General features: G+C 64.7%; 20 protein-coding genes and 1 pseudogene. 3 read left to right on the top strand and 18 right to left on the bottom strand.

Annotation, left to right across the window (positions count from 1 at the left end; genetic code table 11):
* Positions 1 to 102 precede the first annotated feature (102 nt).
* Positions 103 to 1,094, top strand: a pseudogene (locus QA649_RS22965) (ATP-binding protein).
* 311 nt (positions 1,095 to 1,405) lie between these two features.
* Here the strand turns inward: QA649_RS22965 and QA649_RS22960 are convergent.
* The 5 genes from QA649_RS22960 to QA649_RS22940 form a co-directional block, all read right to left on the bottom strand.
* The gene (locus tag QA649_RS22960; RefSeq protein WP_283026074.1) at positions 1,406 to 2,383 is read right to left on the bottom strand and encodes an HAD family hydrolase; all 978 of its coding nucleotides are present in this window, start codon (positions 2,381 to 2,383) and stop codon (positions 1,406 to 1,408) included.
* Between the two features lie 234 nt (positions 2,384 to 2,617).
* Complete coding sequence (locus QA649_RS22955; protein WP_283026073.1) at positions 2,618 to 4,294, bottom strand: arylsulfatase; 1,677 nt, start codon at positions 4,292 to 4,294, stop codon at positions 2,618 to 2,620.
* Positions 4,295 to 4,408: 114 nt separating this feature from the next.
* Positions 4,409 to 5,404, bottom strand: coding sequence for a formylglycine-generating enzyme family protein (locus QA649_RS22950; RefSeq protein WP_283019195.1), 996 nt, complete (start codon positions 5,402 to 5,404; stop codon positions 4,409 to 4,411).
* A gap of 475 nt (positions 5,405 to 5,879) precedes the next feature.
* Complete coding sequence (locus tag QA649_RS22945) at positions 5,880 to 7,277, bottom strand: LysM peptidoglycan-binding domain-containing M23 family metallopeptidase (RefSeq protein WP_283019194.1); 1,398 nt, start codon at positions 7,275 to 7,277, stop codon at positions 5,880 to 5,882.
* 109 nt (positions 7,278 to 7,386) lie between these two features.
* Entirely contained in the window at positions 7,387 to 8,037 is a 651-nt protein-coding gene (locus QA649_RS22940) for a protein-L-isoaspartate(D-aspartate) O-methyltransferase (RefSeq protein WP_283019193.1), read from the bottom strand.
* 239 nt (positions 8,038 to 8,276) lie between these two features.
* On the opposite strand from QA649_RS22940, the gene QA649_RS22935 reads away from it, so the two are divergent.
* Positions 8,277 to 8,648 carry a response regulator gene (locus QA649_RS22935; protein ID WP_283019192.1) on the top strand — a complete coding sequence of 124 codons (372 nt, stop codon included), beginning with the start codon at positions 8,277 to 8,279 and terminating at the stop codon, positions 8,646 to 8,648.
* 112 nt (positions 8,649 to 8,760) lie between these two features.
* Here the strand turns inward: QA649_RS22935 and surE are convergent, their stop codons facing one another.
* From surE to QA649_RS22875, 12 genes are all read right to left on the bottom strand, one after another.
* Positions 8,761 to 9,528 carry a 5'/3'-nucleotidase SurE gene (gene surE / locus QA649_RS22930; protein WP_283019191.1) on the bottom strand — a complete coding sequence of 256 codons (768 nt, stop codon included), beginning with the start codon at positions 9,526 to 9,528 and terminating at the stop codon, positions 8,761 to 8,763.
* Positions 9,529 to 9,635: 107 nt separating this feature from the next.
* Positions 9,636 to 9,992: a hypothetical protein gene (locus tag QA649_RS22925; protein WP_283019190.1), complete on the bottom strand. Its 357-nt coding sequence runs from the start codon at positions 9,990 to 9,992 to the stop codon at positions 9,636 to 9,638.
* Between the two features lie 66 nt (positions 9,993 to 10,058).
* Positions 10,059 to 11,390 carry a serine--tRNA ligase gene (gene serS / locus QA649_RS22920; RefSeq protein ID WP_283019189.1) on the bottom strand — a complete coding sequence of 444 codons (1,332 nt, stop codon included), beginning with the start codon at positions 11,388 to 11,390 and terminating at the stop codon, positions 10,059 to 10,061.
* A gap of 193 nt (positions 11,391 to 11,583) precedes the next feature.
* Positions 11,584 to 12,396 (bottom strand): twin-arginine translocase subunit TatC, encoded by an 813-nt coding sequence (gene tatC / locus QA649_RS22915; protein WP_283019188.1) that lies wholly within the window; start codon positions 12,394 to 12,396, stop codon positions 11,584 to 11,586.
* Complete coding sequence (tatB, locus tag QA649_RS22910) at positions 12,393 to 12,908, bottom strand: Sec-independent protein translocase protein TatB (RefSeq protein WP_283019187.1); 516 nt, start codon at positions 12,906 to 12,908, stop codon at positions 12,393 to 12,395. Before tatB ends, tatC begins: the two co-directional genes overlap by 4 nt.
* 88 nt (positions 12,909 to 12,996) lie before the next feature.
* Positions 12,997 to 13,233 carry a twin-arginine translocase TatA/TatE family subunit gene (locus QA649_RS22905; protein WP_092028685.1) on the bottom strand — a complete coding sequence of 79 codons (237 nt, stop codon included), beginning with the start codon at positions 13,231 to 13,233 and terminating at the stop codon, positions 12,997 to 12,999.
* A gap of 167 nt (positions 13,234 to 13,400) precedes the next feature.
* Entirely contained in the window at positions 13,401 to 14,177 is a 777-nt protein-coding gene (scpB, locus tag QA649_RS22900) for an SMC-Scp complex subunit ScpB (protein ID WP_283019186.1), read from the bottom strand.
* Between the two features lie 21 nt (positions 14,178 to 14,198).
* Entirely contained in the window at positions 14,199 to 15,038 is an 840-nt protein-coding gene (locus QA649_RS22895) for a ScpA family protein (RefSeq protein ID WP_283019185.1), read from the bottom strand.
* Complete coding sequence (nagZ, locus tag QA649_RS22890; RefSeq protein WP_283019184.1) at positions 15,035 to 16,063, bottom strand: beta-N-acetylhexosaminidase; 1,029 nt, start codon at positions 16,061 to 16,063, stop codon at positions 15,035 to 15,037. The genes QA649_RS22895 and nagZ overlap by 4 nt, the downstream gene beginning before the upstream one ends.
* A 46-nt stretch (positions 16,064 to 16,109) precedes the next feature.
* Entirely contained in the window at positions 16,110 to 17,666 is a 1,557-nt protein-coding gene (locus QA649_RS22885) for an SPOR domain-containing protein (protein WP_283019183.1), read from the bottom strand.
* 140 nt (positions 17,667 to 17,806) lie between these two features.
* A complete protein-coding gene (argS, locus tag QA649_RS22880; RefSeq protein WP_283019182.1) occupies positions 17,807 to 19,597 on the bottom strand; it encodes an arginine--tRNA ligase in 1,791 nt (596 codons plus the stop codon).
* 9 nt (positions 19,598 to 19,606) lie between these two features.
* Positions 19,607 to 20,815 (bottom strand): deoxyguanosinetriphosphate triphosphohydrolase, encoded by a 1,209-nt coding sequence (locus tag QA649_RS22875; RefSeq protein ID WP_283019181.1) that lies wholly within the window; start codon positions 20,813 to 20,815, stop codon positions 19,607 to 19,609.
* A gap of 109 nt (positions 20,816 to 20,924) precedes the next feature.
* Between QA649_RS22875 and erpA the strand changes: the two genes are divergently transcribed.
* Positions 20,925 to 21,254 (top strand): iron-sulfur cluster insertion protein ErpA, encoded by a 330-nt coding sequence (gene erpA / locus QA649_RS22870; RefSeq protein WP_025036472.1) that lies wholly within the window; start codon positions 20,925 to 20,927, stop codon positions 21,252 to 21,254.
* Between the two features lie 9 nt (positions 21,255 to 21,263).
* Here the strand turns inward: erpA and QA649_RS22865 are convergent, their stop codons facing one another.
* Positions 21,264 to 23,594, bottom strand: coding sequence for an ATP-binding protein (locus tag QA649_RS22865; protein ID WP_283019180.1), 2,331 nt, complete (start codon positions 23,592 to 23,594; stop codon positions 21,264 to 21,266).
* Positions 23,595 to 23,621 lie beyond the last annotated feature (27 nt).

The raw sequence follows: 23,621 nt of genomic DNA, 5'->3' as shown, positions 1-23,621 counted from the left end.
TAGCGGCCACCGCCCCAATTGCAACGCTGCCAGACCGTCGATTTGGCCACCTTGCGGCGCGCCGTCAGGCCCGATAAGGCTGCATTCTCAGGAACTTCGGACATGCCCAAAAAACCAAGCAAAAGCCCGGCCGGCAAAGGCCCCCGCACCCTGCCAAGAAGCCCGCCCCCGTCGCGGCAAAACGCCCCACGGCGGTCGCAAAGGCGGCTTCCAAGGCATCCCCGGACCTCTCCCAGGAGCGCATGGTCCGCGCGCTGGAGACGATTGCGGCGCACCTGTCCGCCCAGGGCAAGCAGGCGGCCGAACGCGAGTCGTTCGAACGGGCTGATGCCTATGTCTGGCACCCCGACGGCCGGCTCTCGGCCGTGCCGCGGGTCAGCCGCGTCGAGCTGTTCCTGCTCAAGGGCGTCGACCGGATGCGCGACATCCTGATGGAGAACACTGAGCGGTTCGCGGGCGGCCTGCCCGCCAACAACGCCCTGCTCTGGGGCGCGCGCGGCATGGGCAAGTCGTCGCTGGTGAAAGCGGCACATGCCAGCATTAACGCGGACCGGAAGGCCGCCGACAGGCTGAAGCTGATCGAGATCCACCGCGAGGACATCGAAACGCTGCCGATGCTGATGGAGAAGCTCCGCGACGCCGGCTTCCGCTTCATCGTGTTCATCGACGACCTCTCCTTCGACGGCAATGATGCGTCCTACAAGTCGCTCAAGGCCGTGCTCGAAGGCGGCATCGAGGGCCGGCCCGATAACGTCATCCTCTACGCCACCTCCAACCGCCGCCATCTGCTGGCGCGCGACATGATCGAGAACGAGCGCTCGACCGCGATCAATCCCGGCGAAGCGGTCGAGGAGAAGGTCTCGCTGTCCGATCGCTTCGGCCTCTGGCTCGGCTTCCACCGTTGCAGCCAGGACGAATATCTCGCCATGGTGCGCGGCTATTGCAGCCATTTCGGCATCAAGGTCGAGGACGAGGCCCTGGAGCGCGAGGCGCTGGAATGGTCGACCACGCGCGGCTCCCGCTCGGGCCGCGTCGCCTGGCAGTTCGTGCAGGAGCTGGCGGGACGGCTGGGCGTGAAGCTGACGGCGCAGTAGCGGTCGGATTGCAACCCAGTTACGGCCGTCTTTCCCCGAAGGCGGGGAATCAAGGGCGGGCGTGAAACCTGCTCTGTCGGCGTGTAGGGATCTGGGGGCGTCTTTTTGCCCTCAGATCAAGCCATCACTCACCGTGGGCGCCCGACGCCGCTGAAGCTTGCTGAAATGCGATTGACGATCGCAGCTACGATGGCGTCTCCTAAACAGAGTTCCGAGAATTCCCCCGACCAAGTTCGGCACCAATTCCCGACCCGCCGCGAGAGCCAGTTGCCCGGTTTGCGCCTTTCTCCTGCCCGGCATGGGCTTCACCTCTAATCAAACGAAAAGATCCGCTTCCAATCCTTCTTCATGTCCACGACGGTCCACCTGTTCTGCGCCGCGGCATCGAGAGCGACATCGAGCTTGCCGAAATGTGATTGGCGATCGTAGGCATATTCACGTTCCGCATCCGTATGGTGGACGATCAGGCCGAACCGCACGCCGCCGGTACCGAGCGTCGCCCATTGCAGCATTTCCAGGTCGCCATCGGAGTTACCGAATGCGGCAATCGGACGCCGGCCAATGTGGCTATTGATCCCGATCGGCTTGCCGGTCTTATCGTCGATGAAATCGACCTCGGGCAGGCGAAATAGAACCGGCGTGCTGTCGCGCATTTCATATCGGGTCTTGATTGACGATCCGACGACCTGCTCGGGAGGCACTCCATAAATCGTCTCAGTCCACGGCCGCATGAATTCGATACCGCCACCTGACACGATGAAGGTCTTGAAGCCGTTGGTGCGGAGGTAAGCGAGCAATTCGAGCATGGGCTGATAAACGAGTTCGGTGTAGGGGCGTTTGAAGCGGCCATCACGTGCGGTCGAAAGCCAGTCTGTGACGATCTTCTCAAACTCCGCTGTCGTCATGCCGGCGTGAGTCACCGCCACCAGCTCGGCCATGCCCCGTTCTCCGAAAGCTGCGAGCGCCTTCAAGTCGCCGTTCAGCACTGCCGCGAAGGGCTGCTTGTCCTTCCATTCCGGATGCATGGGCGCAAGAGCCTTCACGCGATCCAGCGCAAAAGCGAGCTGCACATACATCGGCTGTTCGATCCAGAGCGTCCCGTCGTTGTCGAAGGTCGCGATGCGCTGATCGGGCGGGACGAAATAGGGCCCGCCGCGCTCTGTGACCCGTGCGACGAAGTCGACGATCGAAGCTTTCGTCGGGCCCTCATTCCAGGATGGCAGAGGACCGGTTTGCGTCTGGGCCACGGCGGACGTGGAGCGCAGAGCGGCAGGTAGAAACGGAAGCATCGTCAGCGACGAGAGCAGTTCGCGCCGGTCAAGGCGGGGAAATCGCATGAGCTGTTTCATTGTCGATCCGTTTCGATTGTGCGGTCGCTATCGGTCAACACTGAAAGTGCAAGGCTGGTGTATCGCAGCTGTCCGTCGCGCGGTTGCCGATACGCTGCTTCGTGAGCAGTTGGACTCTGAATGCAGTGGATTGGCGAGCGCCGAAAGCGACGCCCGCCAATTCATACTGATCCATTAGTCGCTGCGACCAGCAGTCTTGGCCTGCTTGACCTGTTGCAGCACCTGATCGAGGTTGTAGCTCGCCGGGTCCTGCAGCGGCGGGTACGCGGTATAGGTCTCGAGTTCCTTCAGCCAGAGCGCCTGGCCGATGGGCAGCATGTTCCAGTCATAGACGTAGGCGGTAGAAGGGGATCCGATCGTGCCGCTCAGGCCCATGAGTGTCTTGTATTGTGAACCGATCGAGGTCTCGAACGGGTCTCGCTTGATGTTGACGACCTGGGCCCAGTGATAAGGAAGGGCTCCGGAAATAAAGCCCGCCGGGTTGTCGGACACCATCGTGAAGTAGATCTTCCAGTTCTTGTAGCGGACCGCCGATGGTTCCTTGCCCGAATAGTAGAAGAAGGTATCGCGCGCCGACTTTTCCGAACGCCCGGAAAGGTATTCGGTCTGATCGACGCCATCGAGCGTCGTCTTGACGATGCCGGGATATTGGCCGGCCTCGATGCGCTTCTTCAACGCGTCTCCCTTTGCGCCGCCACCGATGTTGACAAACGTGGGCAGCCAGTCGAGTGACGCGAAGATGTCATTCTTGATGGTGCCGGGCTTGATGACCCCCGGCCAGCGAACGAGCGCCGGAGCGCGCATGCCGCCTTCCCAGGTGCTCAGCTTGCCGCCCTTGAACGGAGTCGTGCCGCCGTCGGGAAAGCTGATGGTTTCTGCGCCGTTGTCGGTCGTGAACACGACGATCGTGTTGTCGAGCTGTCCCATGTCCTGAAGCTTCTTCAGCACATAGCCGATGTTGTCGTCCAGCTGCTTCATGCCGGCCTCGTTGAGGCCCCAGTCCTTGCCGCCGGGCTCACCGATCATGGCCGTGTATTTGTCATTCAGCACGGTCGTGATGTGCATACGCGCGGGGTTGTACCAGACGAAGAAAGGCTTGCCCGTCGTCTTAGGATCGTTGCGATCCATGAAGTCGATGACCTTGGCCGAGATTTCCTCGTCCACCCCCTTCGATCGCTCGAGTGTCAGCGGGCCCTGGTCGATGCACTGCTGGGTCCTGGATGAACCATCCGACTTGCAGAATAGGATGTTGCGCGGAGGCGTCAGGCAAACCGCTTCTTTCGGATCGACCGCGCCCGGTACCTCCGGGATGCCGGGGATCGGCGTATTCTTGCATGGCGGGGCGACCGTTTGCTGGCTGGGGGTCTTGTTGATGTCCGGGAAGCTCACGCCCTGCATCGCATCGAGGTGATACAGGTAGCCCCAGAATTCCTGGAAACCATGCGCGGTCGGCAGCGCGTCGGTGTGATCGCCGAGATGGTTCTTGCCGAACTCGCCGGTGTTGTAGCCGAGATCGAGCAGGAACTTTGCGAGCGTCGGCGTGCCGGGCCGCAGATAGGACGGGCTGCCGGGCAATTGCGGAGGAATCATTCCGGTGCGCAGCGGATGCATGCCGGTGAAGAAGGCGTTGCGACCCGCGGTGCAGCTCTGCTCGGCATAGTAATGCGTGAATATCGCACCTTCGTTGCCGATGCGATCGATGTTGGGCGTCTCGCCGACCATGAGGCCGCGATGGTAGATGCTCGGCTGGTAGAGACCGATGTCGTCGCCCATGATGAAGAGGATGTTGGGCTTTTGCGCTGGCTGGGCCGTCGCCGGAGTGCTGACCAACCCTGACGACGGTATCATCATTGTCGCACCGAGCAGCGCTGAGCAGGACCGCTTGAGCCAGGTTTGCGTCTTGTGCGGCGTTGCGATCGAAAGCGTGTCATTGAATAGGCAATCCAACATGGCATCACTCTCCCATTAAGATGCGTCGGAGGCTCCTCGCCTGATGCACCGAAATCCAAGATGACTTGTGGATGTGTCGACCGGCTCAGCATGTCGCGCAGCCGGCCGGTAGCGCCGGCAGTAATTCGGCGCGCACAAATGCGAGCCGCCTTTGATGACCTTGCGTGGAATCTTGACGTTGATGGTTCTGGGGTCGTAGCTATCGGCCTCACGGCCGCCGCGCGGGTTCTCTGGAATGCAGCATGCCTTTGCAGCATCGGCCTCGTGTCGAGGCGAATACCAGTCGGACGTCCACTCCCAGACGTTGCCGATCAGATCGTGCAGCCCGTATCCGTTCGGCGGAAATGCGGTGACCGGCGATGTCCGTTCGTATCCATCTTCCCTGGTGTTTTGGCGTGGAAATTCGCCCTGCCAGGTGTTGGCCATGTGACGGCCCTCGGGCGTAAATTCATCTCCCCACGCGAACTCGGCGCCATCCAGCCCGCCGCGCGCCGCGAATTCCCATTCCGCCTCGGTCGGCAAATCCTTGCCGGCCCATTTCGCGTAGGCGAGCGCGTCGCTGAAGGCCACATGCACGACGGGATGATCGTCCAGCCCACGGATGTCGCTGCCCGGCCCGTAGGGATGCCGCCAGTCCGCGCCTTTGGCGAAGGTCCACCACTGGCTGAAGTCCCGGAGACTGACTGGATAGGCGGGCGGCAAGAACATCAGGGAGCCCGCATAGACCATGTGCAGGAGAATTCCGGGATAGTCCTTTGGATCGGGCGGAATCTCGGCAACGGTGACGTGGCCGGTAGCTTTTACGAATGCCTTGAATTGCCGGTTCGTCACTGGATGGCGATCCATCCAGAACGCATCCACGGTGACACGGTGGACCGGCGCTTCCTCCGGATAGTGCCGATCCGACCCCATGCGAAACGTGCCGCCCGGCACGTGCAGCATCCCCTCACCTGCTGGACGCTGGAACGATTGTCGGTAATCAGGTGACGATTTCGTACCAGCCAGCTTCATTCCGATCTCCGGACCGGTGGCATGCGCTGCTAGGGACACGGAACGAAGGACTTGCAGGTTGATCTAAATCAAAGGGTCGTGGTCCGGTTGTTCACGACGTTGCTGGGTCCGCCAGCAAGCCCCGCCACGTCTGCTGCGCTATCGAAACCTAAGCAGAGTCAGAATATTAGGGCGTCTCACCGGCCATCGGCTACTTTGCATGGGGTTGTTTTTCGAGATTTGATGGTCCGGTCCCAAAAGCCTCAAGCCGAACCTGATCTCGTTCCTCTTAGCGAGCAAGCGACCAACGTGGTCCAGGCTCCGCTCAAGCCATAAGCGACGAACTCAGCGATTTCGAGTGCGTGCTGGTCTAGGCAATGGGGCACGGCAGATTCTCGGCTTAGCGAGTGCCGTCCTTGGAATCGCGGATCGTCCGCCTACGCGGACGATGATAACGCGTGCGTCGAGGGAGCGCGCTCTGGCGACGCGACGCGCCTCACGCCCCGTTCAGGAATTGAAGCGGGTCAACCGGGCTCGATCCCTTGCGGATCTCGAAGTGGAGCTGCGGCGACGCCACCTCCCCGGATTGACCCGACTTGGCAATGACCTGACCGCGCTTGATGGTGTCGCCGCGCTTCACCAACAGCTCACTCGCATGGGCATATGCGGTGACGTAGCCGTTGGAGTGCCGAACCAGGACCAGATTGCCGTAACCCTTCAGCTCGTTGCCGGAATAGGCGACGACGCCGTCTTCAGCTGCCTTGACCGGCGTACCCTCGGGCACCGCGAGATTGATGCCGTCGTTGGACTTGCCGTTGGTCTTGGCGCCGTAAGTCGTGACCACCTTGCCGCGCACCGGCCAGCGGAAGGTCGGCAGCGCGCCGGTGGCCTCCGCAGCCTTCGCCGGCGTCTCGGCGGGCTTTTCTTCGACATTAGCCGTAGCTTGCGCCAGGCGAGCGCTCTGCACAGGCGCGACGGCTGCCATCTTGGTGGCGGGAGCCGGTGCCGCAGCAGCCGCGACCGGCTGAAGTGTACCCGCAACCGGAGCAGCGCCGACGGGAGCCGCAGCAACCGGCGCCACGAGGGCGGCGGTCTTGGCACCGGGTACAGTCAGCCTGGTGCCGAGCTTGAGCTTGGCCGAGGGTTCGAGGCCGTTGGCACGGGCGAGCTCGGCCGCCGAGATATGGTTCTTGCGCGCGATGCTGGCGAGCGTGTCACCGCGATTGACGAAATGAGTGCTCGGAGGCGCAGCGACGGCAGCAACCGGCTTGCCAGCAGGCGCCATCGCCGGAGCCGCGGCGACAGGAGCCGCCACAGGTGCGGTGGCCGGATGCGGGATGATCAGCTGCTGACCGGGCGAGAGCGCGCGCGGCCCCTTGTAACCATTGGCGGCGAGGATCGCCTGCGGCGTCACGTGATAGCGTTTGGCCAGCACGTCCAGCGTGTCGCTGGTGCCGACGATGATCTTGGTTCCACCCGCCGGCTGTGAGGCCGCGACCGAGCGCGGCGGCACGGTGGCCGTGGTCTCCAGGTGCGGCTGCGCCGGGGGCGCATAGGAGCTGACGCCGCGGCCGCCTCCGGACACGCCGCCGCCCGAAGTGACGGGATAGGATTGCGGTGCGGACACCGCCGGCGGCGGCAAGGGCTGCGACTGATAGTAACCGGGCTGCGTCTGCGGCCGCGCATATTGCGGCAGCTCACGCTGCTGCTGCTGCGGCGGCGGCGCCTGCTGCACCGAACCGGTCTGATCGGAAGCAAAGGGATTGGAGAAATTCGACTGGGACAGCCGCGACGACATGTCGGCGCTGCACCCTGCAAAGCTGAAGGAGATCAGCGCCAGCACCGCGACCTGCGGCACGCGGCGCGAGTAAAGCAACTCGGCGACGACAGACATGGTTACTCACTCGTACGCAACAGAACTGGTGTTTTAAGTAAACACGCGCCGAGTAAATAACGGCTTAACCCTCCCAATAAGATGTTGGCGGAACAGCCGATCCGGAATTCTACAGCTCCCGCGCCACGCCGGGCAGTGCCGGCACGAAGCGGACGTCGACGAGTTCCTTGCGCTCGATCCCGGCCTCGGTCCGGGTCAAGCGGATCAGCGTCTGCACGCCCTGATGCGGTCCGACCGGAGCGATCAGGATGCCGCCGACATCGAGCCGCTCGACCAGGTTCTCCGGAAGCTGCTCCACCGCGGCGGTGACGATGATGCGGTCGAACGGGCCGATATTGGGCGGCAGGTTGAGGCCATCGCCGAGCATCACCTCGACATTGTGACAATCGAGCTTTTCGAGCCTGGCGCGTGCGGCATCGGCCAGCTTGCGATAGCGCTCGACCGTCAGCACCTGGCCTGCAAGCCGCGACAGCACCGCCGCCTGATAGCCGGAGCCCGCGCCGATCTCGAGCACGCGGTGCTGCTTCCGGAGCTGGAGCTGCTCGGTCATGTAGGCGACGACGAAGGGCTGGCTGATGGTCTGCCCGCACGCGATCGGCAGCGCGCTATCGCGATAGGCCCCCTCACGATCGGCCTCGTCGACGAAAAGCTCGCGCGGCACCTCCTCCATGGTCCGCAGCACCGCCTGATCGCTGATGCCCCGACGCCTCAGCGTGAGCTGAAACATCATCTTTTCCGGCGGATGCTGATTGGAAGTCATCGCTGCTTGTATCGTCTCGTCAGGTCCGGATCGTCGCTTGCAGAGCTCAAGGCCCGGGCGAGAATCTTGTTCCTGCCCCGGAACCCATGATAACCTTTTGCTGCAGTATTTGACCACAAATTGGCCTGCAGCGGTTTGGCCGCAAAGGCCAGTTTCGACGCTCGTTCGTCGAAACGCGCATTGCGTCGATTTGCGTTATCTGCGAACGTTTTTCGCAAATGGGCAAGGACTCACCGACAATGACTGCGTCAGGGCTTTCGGGCCGCTCTGTATTCCTCGTCGAAGACGAGGTGATGATCAGGATGATGGTCGCGGACATGCTCGAAGAGCTCGGCTACAAGGTCGCAGCCGAAGCCGGCGATATCACCGAGGCCATGCGGCTCGCCCAGGCCACCGAGTTCGACATCGCCATCCTCGACGTCAACGTCAACGGCAAGGTCATCTCGCCGGTCGCCGATGTCATCAAGGCGAAGGGCTGTCCCTTCATCTTCGCCACCGGCTACGGCTCCTCGGGCCTGCCCGAGCAGTATCGCGACCGGCCGGCACTGCAGAAGCCGTTCCAGCTCGACGCGCTCGGCAAGACCATCGAAGCCGCCCTTCGCGGCGGCTAGGAGACTCCCGTAGCCCGGATGGAGCGAAGCGAAATCCGGGAATCGTGCCACAAGCTGCAACCGCCCCGGATTTCGCTGCGCTCCATCCGGGCTACAGGTTCGCCGCGAACCGCTACTTCAGCGTCGCGCTCAGCGCTTCCGAGAACGCTTCGTTGGTGCGATCGAGCCTGAGCGGCGTGACCGAGACATAGCGATCGCGCAGCGCGGCGAGATCGGTGCCGTCGGCCGGCGTATCCATCATCGCCGCGCGCTCGAAGCCGATCCAGAAATAGGGATTGTTGCGCCCGTCCCTGCGCTCGTCGATCCTGAGGAAGCCGAGATTGCGCTTGCCCTGGCGCGTGACGCGAATGCCGAGCACATCTTCCGGCGCGCAGGACGGGAAGTTGACGTTGATGACGGTGTCCTTCGGGATGCCTGCGGCGATCACCTTGCGCAGGATGTCCGGACCGAATTTCCGCGCCGTGTCCCACGGCGGCCGTTCGCGGGTCTCGACGCTGAACTCCTGCGACAGCGCGAATGACGGCAGCCCCAGGATGGTGCCTTCCAGCGCGCCGGCGATGGTGCCGGAATAGACAACGTCCTCTGCGACGTTGCGGCCCTTGTTGACGCCGGACAGCACGACATCGGGCGGCTTGGTGCCGAGGATGTGCCGCGCCCCCATGATCACGCAGTCGGTCGGGGTGCCGCGCACGGCAAAGTGCCGCGGTCCGACCTCGCGCAGCCGCAACGGATCGTTCAGCGACAGCGAATGCGACACGCCGGACTGGTCGAGCTCGGGCGCGACCACCCAGACATCGTCGGACAATGCGCGCGCGATCTCCTCCACGACCTTGAGGCCGGGAGCGTGAATGCCGTCGTCATTGGTGCAGAGAATGCGCATGTGAATGGTCGATCCAGAAAGCGGGTTCCGAGCCGTCTTATCCGGCTATGGCCGATCAGGCAAACCGGGCCAATTTCGGAGCCGGCCAGGTTCCCGGGCCTGTCCCGTTACCGACGGACGCGCCATTGCGGCAGGAAGCGCGCCAGCCGGCCCTCGACACTCAGTTGCATCGCCGGCAGGGCCGGGCTCACGACGGGCGCCTCGACCACGCCGAGCGCCGCCAGTTGCGCAATGATCGGGTCCGGTGTCTGCGGAAAACGTTCGCGTGCGACTGTCAGCGCCTTGTCGAAGTCCACGGCATTGACGCCGGGCTTGGCCCGCCGGCTCCGCACGAGATCGTCGTCCCAGAGCCGCGAGATCTCGATGTCGAGCACACCACGTAAACGCTGGTCGACGGCCTGGATGCCGGCACCGGTCACCGCCCATTGTCTGCCGACCCAGAAGATGTCGCGGTGCAAGGCCATGAACGGGAGTTTCGCATTGACGGGTGGGTGGCCGGCAGGATAACCGGCCGCCCGATCTTCGCAACCCTACTCGCGCGCGATCACCTTCAGCCCGCCCATATAGGGCTGGAGCACGCTGGGGACCGCGATCGAACCGTCCTCCTGCTGATAGGTCTCCATCACGGCGATCAGCGCGCGGCCGAGCGCGGTGCCGGAGCCGTTCAAGGTGTGGACAAAGCGCGGCTTGCCATCGGGGCCGCGCGAGCGGGCGTCCATGCGGCGGGCCTGGAAATCACCGCAGACCGAGCAGCTCGAGATCTCGCGGAACGCGCCGCCCTCGCCCTGCCCGGGCATCCAGACCTCGATGTCATAGGTTTTTTGCGACGAAAAGCCCATATCCCCGGTGCATAGCGTCATCACGCGGTAATGCAGGTCGAGCCGCCGCAGCACTTCCTCGGCGCAAGCGAGCATGCGCTCGTGCTCATCCTTGCTGGTCTCCGGCGTTGTGATCGAGACCAGTTCGACCTTGGTGAACTGGTGCTGACGGATCATGCCGCGCGTGTCGCGCCCTGCGGCGCCTGCCTCCGCACGAAAACACGGCGTCAGCGCGGCCAGCCGCATCGGCAATTGCTTCTCGTCGAGAATGGATTCGCGCACGAGATTGGTGAGAGCCACCTCCGCAGTCGGAATGATGCCGAGACGCTCGGTCCGCAGCCGCTCCAGCTCGGGCGCGGCGAGCAATTCGCCCTTGATTGCCCAGAACTGGTCGTCCTCGAATTTCGGCAACTGACCCGTGCCGAACATGATCTCGTTGCGCACGAGCAACGGCGGATTGATCTCGGTGTAGCCGTGCTCGTCGATGTGCAAATTCAGCATGAACTGGCCGAGCGCGCGTTCGAGCCGCGCCAGCCCCTTCTTCAGCACGACGAAGCGCGCGCCGGAGAGCTTCGCCGCGGTCTCGAAATCCATGTCGCCGAGCGCACCGCCGAGATCGTCATGCGGCTTGGCTGCGAATGCGTAGTTGCGCCGGTTGCCGAAGACATGGCGCTGCACATTGCCGTGCTCGTCGAGGCCGTCGGGCACTTCGCCGAGCGGCAGATTGGGGATCGCCGATAGCGCCGTGGCGAGCTCCTCGTCCGCGGCTTTCGCAACGGCCTCGAGCTCCGGCATCGTGGTCTTGAGCTCGGCGACCTCGGCCATCAGCGTGGCCGCACGCGCCTCGTCCTTCGCCTTCTTGGCATCGCCGATTTCCTTGGAGGCCGCGTTACGCCGCGCCTGGGCCTGCTCGGAAGCCAGAATCGCCGCGCGCCGCCTCTCGTCGATCGCCAGCAGCGAGCCCGACAACGGCTTCAGGCCACGCCGGGCGAGGCCGGCGTCGAAGGCTTGCGGATTGTCGCGGATCGATTTGATGTCGTGCATGGCTATGGTCCTGGATCGGCGCGTAAACATACAACGGCAAACGTTGTACGTCAGCGCGTCTCCCCTAGCACTCTGTCATCGCCCGCGAAAGCGGGCGATCCAGTATTCCAGAGACGGGAGTGATTCTCCGAGGGGCCGCGGCCTACTGGATTCCCCGCTTTCGCGGGGGAATGACACCGGAGGGTGCGGCGCCCTACTCGGCCGGTTTCGCCGGCGTCGAGACGTCGGTGCCAGTGGCAGCCTGCGCGGCCGCCGCCTTCTTCTCCACCATCCCGACCGCGATGATCGAGCCCTCGTAGAGCGCGAGCAAGGGGATCGCGAGCGAGCACTGGCTGAGCACATCGGGCGGCGTCAGCACGGCCGCGATGACGAAGGCGATGACGATGAAATAGCGGCGCTTCTCGCGCAGCATTTTCGACGTGACGATGCCGATGCGGCCGAGCAGCGTCAGGATCACCGGGAGCTGGAAGGCGATGCCGAAGGCGAAGATCAGCGACATCATCAGCGACAGATATTCGCCGACCTTGGGCAGGAGCTGGATCTGCGCAGTCTCGTCGCTGCCGGCCTGCTGCATGCCGAGCGAGAAGCGCACCAGCATCGGCAGCACGACGAAATAGACCAGCGCCGCGCCCAGCACGAAGAAGAACGGGGTCGCGACCAGATATGGCAAAAAGGCCTGCTTCTCGTGCTTGTAGAGCCCGGGCGCCACGAACTTGTAGATCTGGGTCGCGACGATCGGGAACGAGATGAAGCCGGCGCCGAACAGCGCGAGCTTGAGCTGCGTGATGAAATATTCCAGCAGCGCCGTGTAGATGAACTTGGAGTTCTCGGGCCCTGCGACCCACACGAACGGCCAGACCAGCACGTTATAGATCTGCTTGGCGAAGAAGAAGCAGAAGATGAAGGCCACGCCAAAGCCGAGCAACGCCTTGATCAGCCGCGAGCGCAGCTCGATCAGGTGGTCCATCAGTGGGGCTTTGCTGGCCTCGATATCGGCGTCGGTCATGACGCTTTGGCGTCCTTGATCGGTTCGGATGGCGCGGTGTCCTGCGCGACCTTTGCCTGCTCGACTTCACGGGTGATGGCGAGCGGCTCGTTCACGGCCGCATGCGCTTCGGCTTCCACGAAGGTCTCTGGCGTCGGCGCTTCCGGAGTCGTTGGTGTGGCCGGCGCTTCGCTTGAAGTCGCCGACGGTTCGACAGCGGCGGTAGCCGGCGTTTCGGCCGGCTTGTCCAGCGCATCGACACGAAGCGCGTCGCTGACGTCCTTCTGCAGCGAGCTCAGCGGATTGAAGCCCGTGGCGGCTTCCTTGACCTCGTCGAAGCTCTTCTTGAGGTCGGCCATCTCGGCCTCACGCATCGCTTCCTGGAACTGGCCCTGGAATTCGGCGGCCATCTTGCGCGCCTTGCCCATCCACTGTCCGACCATGCGCAGCACGCCCGGCAGCTCTTTCGGGCCGATGGCGATCAGGGCCACGACCCCGATCAGGACCAGTTCACTCCACCCGATGTCGAACATGAGGTCTTCCGTTCACGCGAAGCCGCAACCGGCCAAATCCCTTGCGCGCAGGATCGGGCCGCTACCCGCGTCTCGCGTGCTCTCTGGCTCAGACGGCCTTGCTGCCGACGTCGGACCGTGCCGCGGTCGGCGCGGCATTGTGCTCGATGGACTTGGACGGCTCGGCGGGCTTGTCGGCAACCTTGTCGTCGTCCTGCATGCCCTTCTTGAATGCCTTGATGCCCTGCGCCACGTCGCCCATCAGATCCGAAATCTTGCCGCGGCCGAACAGCAGCAGGACCACTGCGATCACCAAGATCCAGTGCCAAATGCTGAGTGAACCCATCCTGCAACCCTCCAAACGCGCATGGCCGGGGACCCGGCCGATCTTGACCGGAACGTAGGCTTGGCGGGCCTTAAAAACAAGGACCAAGGCAGCGCCAATTCTCTGTTGGCACTACGTAATCTTGCTAAGTGGTAACTGGTCGCAGGGGTCCGTGGACGGACGGTACGTCAGTCTTCGGTGCCGCCTTCGGGGCCACCCTCGCCGCCACCCTCATTGCCCCCTTCCGGAGCCGCTTCCGAGGTCTCAGGCTCGACCGCAGGCGCCAACGCCAGATCCAGATCCTCGCCCGGTTCCAGCGGATCCTCGTCCTCACGCAGCGCCGGATCGTCCGACGGCGTCGGCACGCTGAAGCCCGTCGGCAAGCGCGAATCCAGCAGGCCCGTGCCCTTCAGCTCTTCCAGGCCCGGCAGGTCGCCGAGCTGTTCCAGGGTGAACTGCGACAGGAAGTCCTCGGTGGTTCCGAAGGTGAGCGGACGGCCCGGCGTCTTGCGACGGCCGCGCGGCTTGATCCAGCCGGTTTCCAGCAGCACGTCGAGCGTGCCTTTCGAGGTGACGACGCCACGGATCTCCTCGATCTCGGCGCGCGTCACCGGCTGGTGATAGGCGATGATCGCCAGCACCTCGATCGCGGCGCGCGACAGGCGGCGGGTCTCGGTGCTCTCGCGCGTCATCAGCCAGGCGAGATCGCCGGCAGTGCGGAAGGTCCATTTGTTGGCGACCCGCACGAGATTGACTCCGCGCGAGGCGTAGTCGGCCTGGAGCTGCTCGAGCGCGGCCTTGACGTCCACGCCATCAGGCATGCGCTTGGCGAGCGTTGCGGTATCCAGCGGCTCGCTCGACGCGAACAGCAGCGCTTCCAGCAGCCGTAGCTCTTCGGGACGTGCCTGGGTCTCGTTCTCCATCGGCTCGGCCTCTTCTACCCGCACTTCAGCCAGGCTTGCCATGGCAGATTCTCCTTCTTGCACTTAAGCGACCGGCGCGTCGGGCGCAGGAGCTGCGTCGACGACCGGTTTAGGACGCCCCTTCCGGAAATAGATGGGCGCAAACGCCTCTTTCTGGTTCAGCTCGAGCTGACCCTCGCGCACCAACTCGAGCGCGGCGGCGAAGCTCGAGGCGAACACCGTCGCGCGCTGCGTGGGATCGGCGACGTGCCGGACCAGGAAGTCGTCGAGAACGCCCCAGTCGTCCTGTTCGGTGATGCTGCCGACCAGTCGTTCCAGCGTCGCGCGCGCTTCGGCGAGCGACCACACGGTGCGCTTGGCCAGATGCACGCTTGCGAGCACGCGCGACTGGCGCTGCGAGGCGTACGCGGTGAGCAGGTCGTAGAGGGTTGCCGTATATTTCGGATGCTTGATCTCCGCGATCTGCTCGGGCTCGCCGCGCGGGAAGATGTCGCGCTGCAATTGCGGCCGATTCATCAGCCGGTTGGCGGCTTCGCGAATGGCTTCCAGACGGCGCAGCCGGTTGGCGAGCGCGGTCGCCATCTGCTCGGCGCTCGGCCCTTCCGCGCTCGGCGGCTCCGGCAGCAGCAGGCGCGATTTCAGGAAGGCGAGCCAGGCGGCCATGACCAGATAGTCGGCAGCGAGCTCCAGCCGGATCTTTCGCGCGGCTTCGATGAAGTGGAGATACTGGTCGGCCAACGCCAGGATCGAGATCTTGGCGAGATCGACCTTCTGCTGCCGCGCCAGCGCGAGCAGCAAATCGAGCGGGCCCTCATAGCCCTCGACGTCCACCACCAACGCCGGCTCACCCTCGGCGAGCTCTGCGGGCCGCCCGGTTTCAAACGATAGGATTTCTGCGGTCATGCGGATGCCGTGTTTGCCCGTGCGATCAATGCGTCCAGCTCAGCGCGTGCGGCCACGCGGTCGAACGGCTGCGGCGGCTTGCGCGCTGCGAGCGCCGCGTTCGCCCGCTCCAGCGCCCTCCCCGACAATTCAGGTGTCTGGCCGGCGACCTCGCGCATCTCCTCGAGGTTGCCGTTGCAATGCAGAGCCACGTCGCAACCGGCCGCGAAGATGGCGCGGGTCCGCTCGGCGATGCTGCCTGCCAGCGCGTTCATCGACACGTCATCACTCATTAACAAACCCTGGAACCCGATTGCGCCGCGAATCACCTGAGCAATCATTGTCGCAGATGTCGTCGCCGGATGGGCGGGGTCGACGGCGCTAAACACAACATGTGCAGTCATGGCCATCGGCAGATCCGCCAGCGGCTTGAACGCGGCGAAGTCGGTCCGATCGAGCTCGTCCATCGGCGTATCAACTGTCGGCAGCTTGAAATGGGTGTCCGCGGTGGCGCGCCCATGCCCGGGGATGTGCTTGAGCACCGGCAGCACTCCGCCCTGCTCCAGCCCCTCGGTGACCGCGCGGGCAATCGCCGCGACCTTGGCCGGCGAGGTGCCATAGGCTCGGTTCCCGATCACAGCGTCGGCGCCAGGCACCGGCACGTCAGCCAGCGGCAAGCAATCCACGGTAATGCCGAGATCGGCGAGATCGGCCGCGATCAGCCGGGCGCTGAGCCGCGCCGCGGTGAGCCCGAGCGCCGAATCAGTGTCGTACAAAGTCGCGAATACGGCCCCCGGCGGATAGACCGGCCAGTGCGGCGGGCCCAGCCGCTGCACGCGCCCGCCCTCTTGATCGATCAGGACCGGCGCATCGGGAGCATTCGCAACCGAGCGCAATTCCGCAACCAATGCAGCAACTTGCGCCGGCGTCGCGACATTGCGCTTGAACAGGATGAAGCCCCATGGGCGGTCGGCACGGATAAACGCCCGCTCGGCGGCGGTCAGTTCCGTTCCGGATACGCCGGTAATGAAGGCCCGCGTGCTCATAACGGCCGATTAACCCTGACCCGCGAGGGGGTCAAGGAAACGGCCGTTAATTCCTCTGGACGAAGCAGTTCGGGAGGCCAGCAGACTTTAGGCTGTTGCAGGCATGCGTCGCCTCTTCGAGCGAACCATAGGGGCCCGCGAAGGCGCGGTAGACGATCCCCTTGCCCTTGTCGGTCAGATCAGTCCGCTTGATCACCGGCGAGCGCGATCCAAGCAGGCTGCCATACTTGCTCTGAAGCACCCGGTACGACGCGGCAGCGCTGTCCTCGCTCTGCTGCGAGGAGACCTGGACGATGAAGCCGCTACCACCGCTGCTCGCGGGCGCGATCTGTGTCGGATTGGTCGCAGCCATCCGCTGTGGCGGCTCGGCCGCCGGTACCGATTGCGGCGCCAAAGACATCGGCTGGTTGGCGCTGGCATTGGCCGAGGTCGGCGGATTGCGCGGCGCGGCCGGCGCAGCAGGCGCGGCAACAGGCTTTGGCGCGACTGCAGTCGGCCTGCCAGCGGCCGATTGCGGCGTGGCGCTGTCGGTCTGATCACCCTTCACGGCCACGGTCCTGATCGGGCGCGGCGAATTGTTCGGCAGCGTGCCGTTGCTCGGGGTCGGCCCCGGGCTCGGCGGCGGCACCGCAGACGGCGACACGCTCGCCACCGATGGCGGATTCGCGTTCTGGTTCAGTGGCGGGAACACCACGCGGGGACCACCTGCCCTGGCGTTGACGTCGACAGGCGCCTCCTCGCGCGGCACGATCTTCTCGGTGCCGTCACCGGTGACCATGCGATCCGGCACCTTGGCCGAGGAGTCCGTCGGCGCCGGCACGATCTTGGTCGGGGTGTTGTCGGCCTTGATGATCGGCGGCTCGCCGCTGCGGGGCGAGCCCACATAGGTCTTGTAGGCGAAAGCCGCGCCGGTGCCGACCACCGCAAGCGCAAGGATCGCCGCGACCGTCATCATGCCGCCGCGCTGCTTCTTCGGTTCGTCGAGGTCGGCCTCGGGATAGTCGCTCTGGAACGCGTAGGGGTCGTCCGGATAGGCCGGGTCGCGCTGAAAGTCCTGCTCGCCCGTCTCCAGGCGGCCATAGAGTGCATCGTCGTAGCGCGACGGATCGGGCTGCTGATACGGCTCCTGATAGGCCTGGTCCTGCTGGTAGGCTTGAGCCTGATAAGCCTGATCCTGGTAAGCGTGATCCTGATAAGCCTGCGGCTGATGAAAATCAGGCTCGGGCGCGGCCGGCTGGGCGGAATAGCGATGCAGCGGATGAACCGGACTGGCAGAAACGGGATAGTCCGGCTCCGGCGCGGGTGCCGGCTGCGGCTGCACGTTGGCGCGGCGCATCCATGACGGCGGCCCGGGCGGAGGCGACGGGGCCGGCTCGGCGTAATCCTGCTGATAATCGTCCTGACCGTAGCCGTCGTCCTGATAGCTCTGGGCGGGGGCTGCCGGCGGGCGCGCGGCGGGCCGGCCCTGCGCGGCGAACGGATCGGTCTGTCCGATCAGGCGGGCGAGCTCGGCCAGCGGATCGTTATCCGCCTTCCCATGCTGATCGCCGCCGCGACCATAGTCATCGGAAGGAAACGGTCTGTCGTGATATCGTTCGGCCATCGTGATGATGCGTCCCTTCGGGAAAACCGCGCGCCCCTCGACCAAGGCACGGCTTTCGACCCACAAGGCTTTCAACCAAGTCTAAGCGATCCGGCTTCTGCCGGTTACCCCCGAATTCCCATTAAGTAGTTCGCCCCAAACTACCGCATCTCGTCCGGAGCATGGACGCCGAGGATGGCGAGGCCCGATGCCAGGACAGAGACGACGCCCTGGACCATTGCCAATCGCGCCTTTGTAAGATCTGCATCATTATTGATAATGAAGCGTAAATAGGGCAAATCGCGCCCCTTCGTCCAAAGTGCGTGAAATTCGCTCGCTAAGTCATAGAGATAGAAGGCAATTCGGTGCGGCTCATGGGCCGCGGCGGCAGCTTCCAGCATGCGCGGATAAATTGCGAGGCGCTTGAGAAGGTCGAGCTCGACGGGGTCCGACAGCCGTTCCACCGCCGATTCACTGAGCCAGGCGATGCGCTTGCCGGTGTCCTCCGGGAGTTCCGGGAACACCTCGGCCCGCGCGTTGCGGAAGATCGAGTGGCCGCGGGCGTGGCCGTACTGGACATAGAACACCGGGTTGTCTCGCGACTGTTCCATGACCTTGGCGAGGTCGAAGTCGAGCACCGCGTCGTTCTTCCGGTAAAGCATCATGAAGCGGACGGCGTCCTGGCCGACTTCATCCACCACCTCACGCAAGGTGACGAAGTCCCCGCTCCGCTTCGACATTTTCACAGGCTCGCCGTTGCGCAAGAGCTTCACGAGCTGGACGATCTTGACGTCGAGCGAGCCCTTGCCCGAGGTCGTCGCCTTCACCGCTGCCTGCATGCGCTTGATGTAGCCGCCATGATCGGCGCCCCAGACGTCGATCATCTCCGCAAAACCGCGGTCGAACTTGTTCTTGTGGTAGGCGATGTCGGAGGCGAAATAGGTGTAGGAATTGTCCGACTTGATCAGCGGGCGATCGACATCGTCGCCGTAGGCGGTGGCTTTGAACAGCAGCTGCTCGCGATCCTCCCAGTCCTCGACCGGCGCGCCCTTCGGCGGCGGCAGGCGGCCTTCGTAGATGTCGCCCTTGGCCTTCAGGAAATCGATGGTCTCGGCAACCTTGTTGTTGCCGGTCTCGATCAGCGACCGCTCCGAGAAAAACACGTCGTGACGGATGTTGAGCGCGGCGAGATCGTCCTTGATCTCGTCCATCATCATGGAGATCGCCTTGGCGCGCACGGTCGGCAGCCATTCGGCCTCGCTCATCGCGCGCAGCTTGTCGCCGTGCTCGTTTGCCAGCGCCGCACCCACCGGCTTCAGATAGTCGCCGGGATAGAGGCCTTCCGGGATGGCACCGATATCCTCGCCAAGCGCCTCGCGATACCGCAGGAACGCGGAGCGCGCGAGCACGTCGACCTGCGCACCGGCATCGTTGATGTAATATTCGCGGCAGACGTCGTGGCCCGCGAACTGGAGCAGGCTCGCCAGCGCGTCGCCGAACACGGCGCCGCGGCAATGGCCGACATGCATCGGCCCGGTCGGATTGGCCGACACGTATTCGACATTGACCTTGGAGCCGCCGCGGACGCGGCCGTAATCGGCACCCTCACGCAGCACGGTGCGCAGCGCCTCGGCCCAGGCGGCCGGCTTCAGCGTCAGATTGATGAAGCCGGGACCTGCGACATCGACCTTGGCTATCAGCGCGTCGGCACGCAGCCGCTCGGCGATCTGCTCGGCGAGATCGCGGGGCTTCGCCTTTGCCTCTTTCGCAAGCACCATCGCGGCGTTGGTCGCCATGTCGCCATGGGAGGCGTCGCGCGGCGGCTCGACCACCACGCGGGAGAAATCGATGCCCTCGGGCCAGCCGGAATCCGCCGCAAGCGCGCGGCAGGCGACGTGCACGCGTGCGAGCACGTCGGCGAACAAATGCAGGGATGAGGATGTCTGGGGCATGGCCGCCGCCTAACGCAAATCCGGGGTCGAGTCAAAAAGCCGCTGGTGCTCGGTCAGGGCGAAACGGTCGGTCATTCCGGCAATGAAATTGCCGATCCGGCGGGCCCGGTCGCCCTCGTCATCCGCCTCCGCCCCGACCAGCCATTCCGGCGGCAGCTCGGCCGGGGATTTCAGGTATTTCGCGAACAGGTCGAACAGGATCTGCTCGGCCTCCCCCATCACCCGCATCACCCGCTTGTGACGGTACATGTGCTGATACAGGAAGCCCTTGATGGCGGCCTCCTCCTCGGCGACCTCCGCGGGAAAGGCGATCAGCGCCCGGCTCTGCTGGCGCACGTCCTGGGCCGACTGCGGCTTCACCGCGGCGAGGTTCTTCTGCGCCTCCGCAAACACCGCGCCGATCAGGTGCGAAATCAGCTCGCGCACCAGCTCGGCACCGCGCCTGACGTCTTCGAGATCGGGATAATGCGCCGACGTTTCGGCGATGATCTCAGCGGTGAGCGGCATCACCTTGAGATCATCGAGATGGAACAGGCCGGCGCGCAGGCCGTCGTCGATGTCGTGGGCGTCATAGGCGATGTCGTCGGCGATCGCGGCGACCTGGGCTTCGAGCGAGGCGAAGCTCGACAGTTCGAGATCGTAGACCTTGATGTAGTCGGCAATGCCCACGGGAACGCCATGCTCGCGATAGCGCCCGACCGGCGCGCCGCTGCGATCGGTCAGCGGGCCGTTGTGCTTGACGATGCCCTCCAGCGACTCCCAGGTCAGATTGAGCCCGTCGAACTCGGGATAGCGATGCTCCAGCGAACCGACGACGCGAAGCGTCTGCGCGTTGTGATCGAAGCCGCCGAACTCCTTCAGACAGGCGTCGAGCGCCCGCTCGCCAGCGTGGCCAAAGGGCGGATGACCGAGATCGTGGGCGAGCGCCAGGGTCTCGGTGAGGTCCTCGTCCAGCCCGAGCTGCCGGGCCAGCGCGCGGGCGATCTGGGCAACCTCGAGCGAATGGGTCAGCCGGGTGCGGTAGTGGTCGCCCTCGTGGAACACGAACACCTGGGTCTTGTACTTCAGGCGGCGGAACGCGGTGGAGTGGATCACCCGGTCGCAATCCCGCCGGAACGGGCTGCGGGTCCGGCTCGGGGGCTCGGCGACCAGCCGGCCGCGGCTGCGATCGGGGTCGCAGGCATAGGGCGCGCGGGGGGCTGCCATTCCGACGGACACGGCGAATTTAGTCCCTATCCATTTGATTCTGCGTATGGTGGCACTTAACTATGTCAGGCGCGGGATACCAAATGAATTGGATATGACGCGGGACTATCGGAGACCAGCAATGACCACTGCCGTGACCATCAGTGACCGGGCCGCACGCCGGATTGGGGAGATCCTCAAGGGCGAAGGCTCTGGCGCGATGCTGCGCATCTCGGTCGAGGGCGGCGGCTGCTCCGGCTTCCAGTACAAGTTCGACATCGACCGTGCGCGCACTGACGACGATCTCGTGATCGAGCAGGACAACGCGGTGGTGCTGGTCGATTCCGCCTCCCAGCCGTTCCTGGCGGGCTCGCAGGTCGATTTCGTGGACGATCTGATCGGCGCCTCGTTCCGCGTCAACAATCCCAACGCGACGGCGTCCTGCGGCTGCGGCACCAGCTTCTCGATCTGATCTGGCCGGCTACGCGCCGGTGATCTGCCTTTCCTCATCCGTCCACTCCACGTCATCCGGCAATAGCGCCGGCTGAAGCGGTGCGTCCTCCGACACCAGGTGGCCGTCCAGCGCGCGCAGCAAGGCTTCAACCAGCGCCGGCTTGCGCAGCGGCTTGGCCAGGAAATCGGACATGCCTGCTTCGCGGCAGATCCTGACGTCTTCGGGGAAGGCGTTGGCGGTGAGCGCAACGATCGGCAGGGCCTCGGAGCGACCGCCCTGCGCACGGATCGCGCGGGTCGCGGCAAGGCCGTCCATGTCGGGCATGCGCACGTCCATCAGCACCACGTCGTAGTCGACTTCGGAGGCCGCCGCGACGGCTTCGACGCCGTCGGTGACGACGCGCAGCTCGACCTCGAAGGCCCCCAGCATCTTGCTCACGACCATGCGGTTGACGGCATCGTCCTCGGCGACCAGCACCTTCAGCGGCCGATCGAGGCCGGCAATGCGCGCTTTCAGCTCCTCTGCCTCATCGCGCTCGGCCGTCGCATCGGAAGCCTGGGCCTGGCTCCAGGGCAGCACCAGCGTGAAGCGGAAGGTCGAGCCCTCGCCCGGCGCCGAGGTGACGCCGATGGTGCCGCCCATCTGCTCGATGATGCGCCGGGAGATCGCAAGGCCGAGGCCGGTGCCGCCGAAGCGGCGGCTGATCGAGGCGTCGGCCTGCGCGAAGTCGCTGAACAACTGGCCAAGCTTCTCGGGCGCGATGCCGATGCCGCTGTCGGTCACCGTCCACTCGACTGTCGCCAGCAGGTCGCGCCGCGCCTGGCAGGTGGCCGATATCGTCACCTCGCCTTCGTCGGTGAACTTCACCGCGTTGGAGGCGAGATTGAGCAACACCTGGCGGATGCGCGCGACGTCGCCGCGCAGCGTCGGCGGCAGGTTCGGATCGAGCTCGACCTTGACCGTGAGCGCCTTGCTCTTGGCGCTCGCGCGCACCACGGTCGCAACCGTCTCGACCAGCGCCTGCGGCGCGAAGTCGATCGCCTCGAACTGGAAGCGGCCGGCTTCCAGCTTGGACAGATCGAGAATGTCGTTGAGGATGCGCTGGAGATTGTCGCCGGACTCGCGGATCGTGGTGACGGCCTCGCGCTGCTCCGGATCGAGTTTCGTTTCAAGCAGCATGCTGGCGAGCCCGAGCACGCCGTTCATGGGCGTGCGGATCTCGTGGCTCATCACGGCGAGGAAGTCGGACTTGGCGCGGCTCTCGGCTTCGGCCTTTTCTGCGCGCCAGCGCTCGGTGACGTCGCGGCCGAAGCCGCGATAGCCGAGGAACTGGCCGTCGCGGTCATAGCCGGGCTTTGCCGTCAGCGACCACAGCCGCGCCTCGCCGCCCGCGACGACCTTGAGGTTCATCTCGTGCAGCGGCTCGTTGTGTTCCATCAGGCCGACGACGTTGTAGGCCGCGGCCTTGTCCTCGGGGCAGAGCATGTCGAGCACGTCGGCGAAATGCGAGCCCTTCAGCAGCGGAAGCGGCAGCTGCGCGACATCGGCAAAGCGTTGGGGCACGTCGACCAGATGCCCTTCGGCGTCGGTCTGCCACAGCCAGTCGCTGGCGTTCTCCTGAAAGTCTTTCAGCAGCAGCGAGATGATCTCGGTCTGCCGCTCGAGCTCGAGCCGGGCCTTGAGGTTGCCGAGGAACAGATTGCCCTGCGAGACGATGTTGCGCGCCATGAAGAACGCGAACAGCAGCAGGAACACCGCGGTCACCAGATAGGGCCCGGTGCCGCACAGCAGCAGCGCGCCGGTGCAGGCGACCGTCATGGTGGCGAGATAGACGAGGCCGGCACGGGGGAAGGTCGAAAGCGTGAAGGCGCCGCCCGACATCATGCCGACCATCAGACAGGCGAGGATGAGCTGGCTGGTCGGCTCGATGCGGCTGAACAGGGCGAGCGGCAGCGTGCCCCAGATCGCGGCAAGGAAGAACGCCTGCCGCATCATCTGCCGCGCGGAGCGGGGCGAGGCTTCCTGCGGCGGGTTTTGATACGACCGCCGCCAGGCCCGCACCGCAAGCGAGGCGGTGACGGCAAGGGTCATGCCCCAGATCGCGAGAAAGTCGTTCCAGCCCCGGCCCCAGAACAGGATCAGCACGATGGCGACGTTGAGCATGGTGACAGCCATCGTCACCGGGATCAGCCGCGTCACGGCGTCGATCTGCTTGGCGCGGATACGGCGGATCTGGCGCTCGCTGAGATCGGCGGTCAGACCATCCTCAATCTCGAAGCCGCCGAGCCAATACAGGAACGCGCCGACGAGGCCGTCGCGCGGCTCAGTGCGTTGTGAAGTCTTGTCCGGCCATCCCATCCGCGGAACCTTTTCCGTATCAATGGC

Source organism: Bradyrhizobium sp. CB1717, from assembly GCF_029714325.1.
GTDB lineage: Bacteria > Pseudomonadota > Alphaproteobacteria > Rhizobiales > Xanthobacteraceae > Bradyrhizobium.
The sequence above is the reverse complement of the archived record's forward strand: the minus strand, read 5'-3'. Positions and strand labels throughout refer to the sequence as shown.

What these genes read in the sequence shown, in the direction of transcription:
- QA649_RS22960 (WP_283026074.1), bottom strand. Translation starts at nt 2,383, where the DNA reads ATGCTTCCGTTTCTACCTGCCGCTCTGCGCTCCACGTCCGCCGTGGCC.
- QA649_RS22955 (WP_283026073.1), bottom strand. Translation starts at nt 4,294, where the DNA reads ATGATGATACCGTCGTCAGGGTTGGTCAGCACTCCGGCGACGGCCCAG.
- QA649_RS22950 (WP_283019195.1), bottom strand. Translation starts at nt 5,404, where the DNA reads ATGAAGCTGGCTGGTACGAAATCGTCACCTGATTACCGACAATCGTTC.
- QA649_RS22945 (WP_283019194.1), bottom strand. Translation starts at nt 7,277, where the DNA reads ATGTCTGTCGTCGCCGAGTTGCTTTACTCGCGCCGCGTGCCGCAGGTC.
- QA649_RS22940 (WP_283019193.1), bottom strand. Translation starts at nt 8,037, where the DNA reads ATGACTTCCAATCAGCATCCGCCGGAAAAGATGATGTTTCAGCTCACG.
- QA649_RS22935 (WP_283019192.1), top strand. Translation starts at nt 8,277, where the DNA reads ATGACTGCGTCAGGGCTTTCGGGCCGCTCTGTATTCCTCGTCGAAGAC.
- surE (WP_283019191.1), bottom strand. Translation starts at nt 9,528, where the DNA reads ATGCGCATTCTCTGCACCAATGACGACGGCATTCACGCTCCCGGCCTC.
- QA649_RS22925 (WP_283019190.1), bottom strand. Translation starts at nt 9,992, where the DNA reads ATGGCCTTGCACCGCGACATCTTCTGGGTCGGCAGACAATGGGCGGTG.
- serS (WP_283019189.1), bottom strand. Translation starts at nt 11,390, where the DNA reads ATGCACGACATCAAATCGATCCGCGACAATCCGCAAGCCTTCGACGCC.
- tatC (WP_283019188.1), bottom strand. Translation starts at nt 12,396, where the DNA reads ATGACCGACGCCGATATCGAGGCCAGCAAAGCCCCACTGATGGACCAC.
- tatB (WP_283019187.1), bottom strand. Translation starts at nt 12,908, where the DNA reads ATGTTCGACATCGGGTGGAGTGAACTGGTCCTGATCGGGGTCGTGGCC.
- QA649_RS22905 (WP_092028685.1), bottom strand. Translation starts at nt 13,233, where the DNA reads ATGGGTTCACTCAGCATTTGGCACTGGATCTTGGTGATCGCAGTGGTC.
- scpB (WP_283019186.1), bottom strand. Translation starts at nt 14,177, where the DNA reads ATGGCAAGCCTGGCTGAAGTGCGGGTAGAAGAGGCCGAGCCGATGGAG.
- QA649_RS22895 (WP_283019185.1), bottom strand. Translation starts at nt 15,038, where the DNA reads ATGACCGCAGAAATCCTATCGTTTGAAACCGGGCGGCCCGCAGAGCTC.
- nagZ (WP_283019184.1), bottom strand. Translation starts at nt 16,063, where the DNA reads ATGAGCACGCGGGCCTTCATTACCGGCGTATCCGGAACGGAACTGACC.
- QA649_RS22885 (WP_283019183.1), bottom strand. Translation starts at nt 17,666, where the DNA reads ATGGCCGAACGATATCACGACAGACCGTTTCCTTCCGATGACTATGGT.
- argS (WP_283019182.1), bottom strand. Translation starts at nt 19,597, where the DNA reads ATGCCCCAGACATCCTCATCCCTGCATTTGTTCGCCGACGTGCTCGCA.
- erpA (WP_025036472.1), top strand. Translation starts at nt 20,925, where the DNA reads ATGACCACTGCCGTGACCATCAGTGACCGGGCCGCACGCCGGATTGGG.
- QA649_RS22865 (WP_283019180.1), bottom strand. Translation starts at nt 23,594, where the DNA reads ATGGGATGGCCGGACAAGACTTCACAACGCACTGAGCCGCGCGACGGC.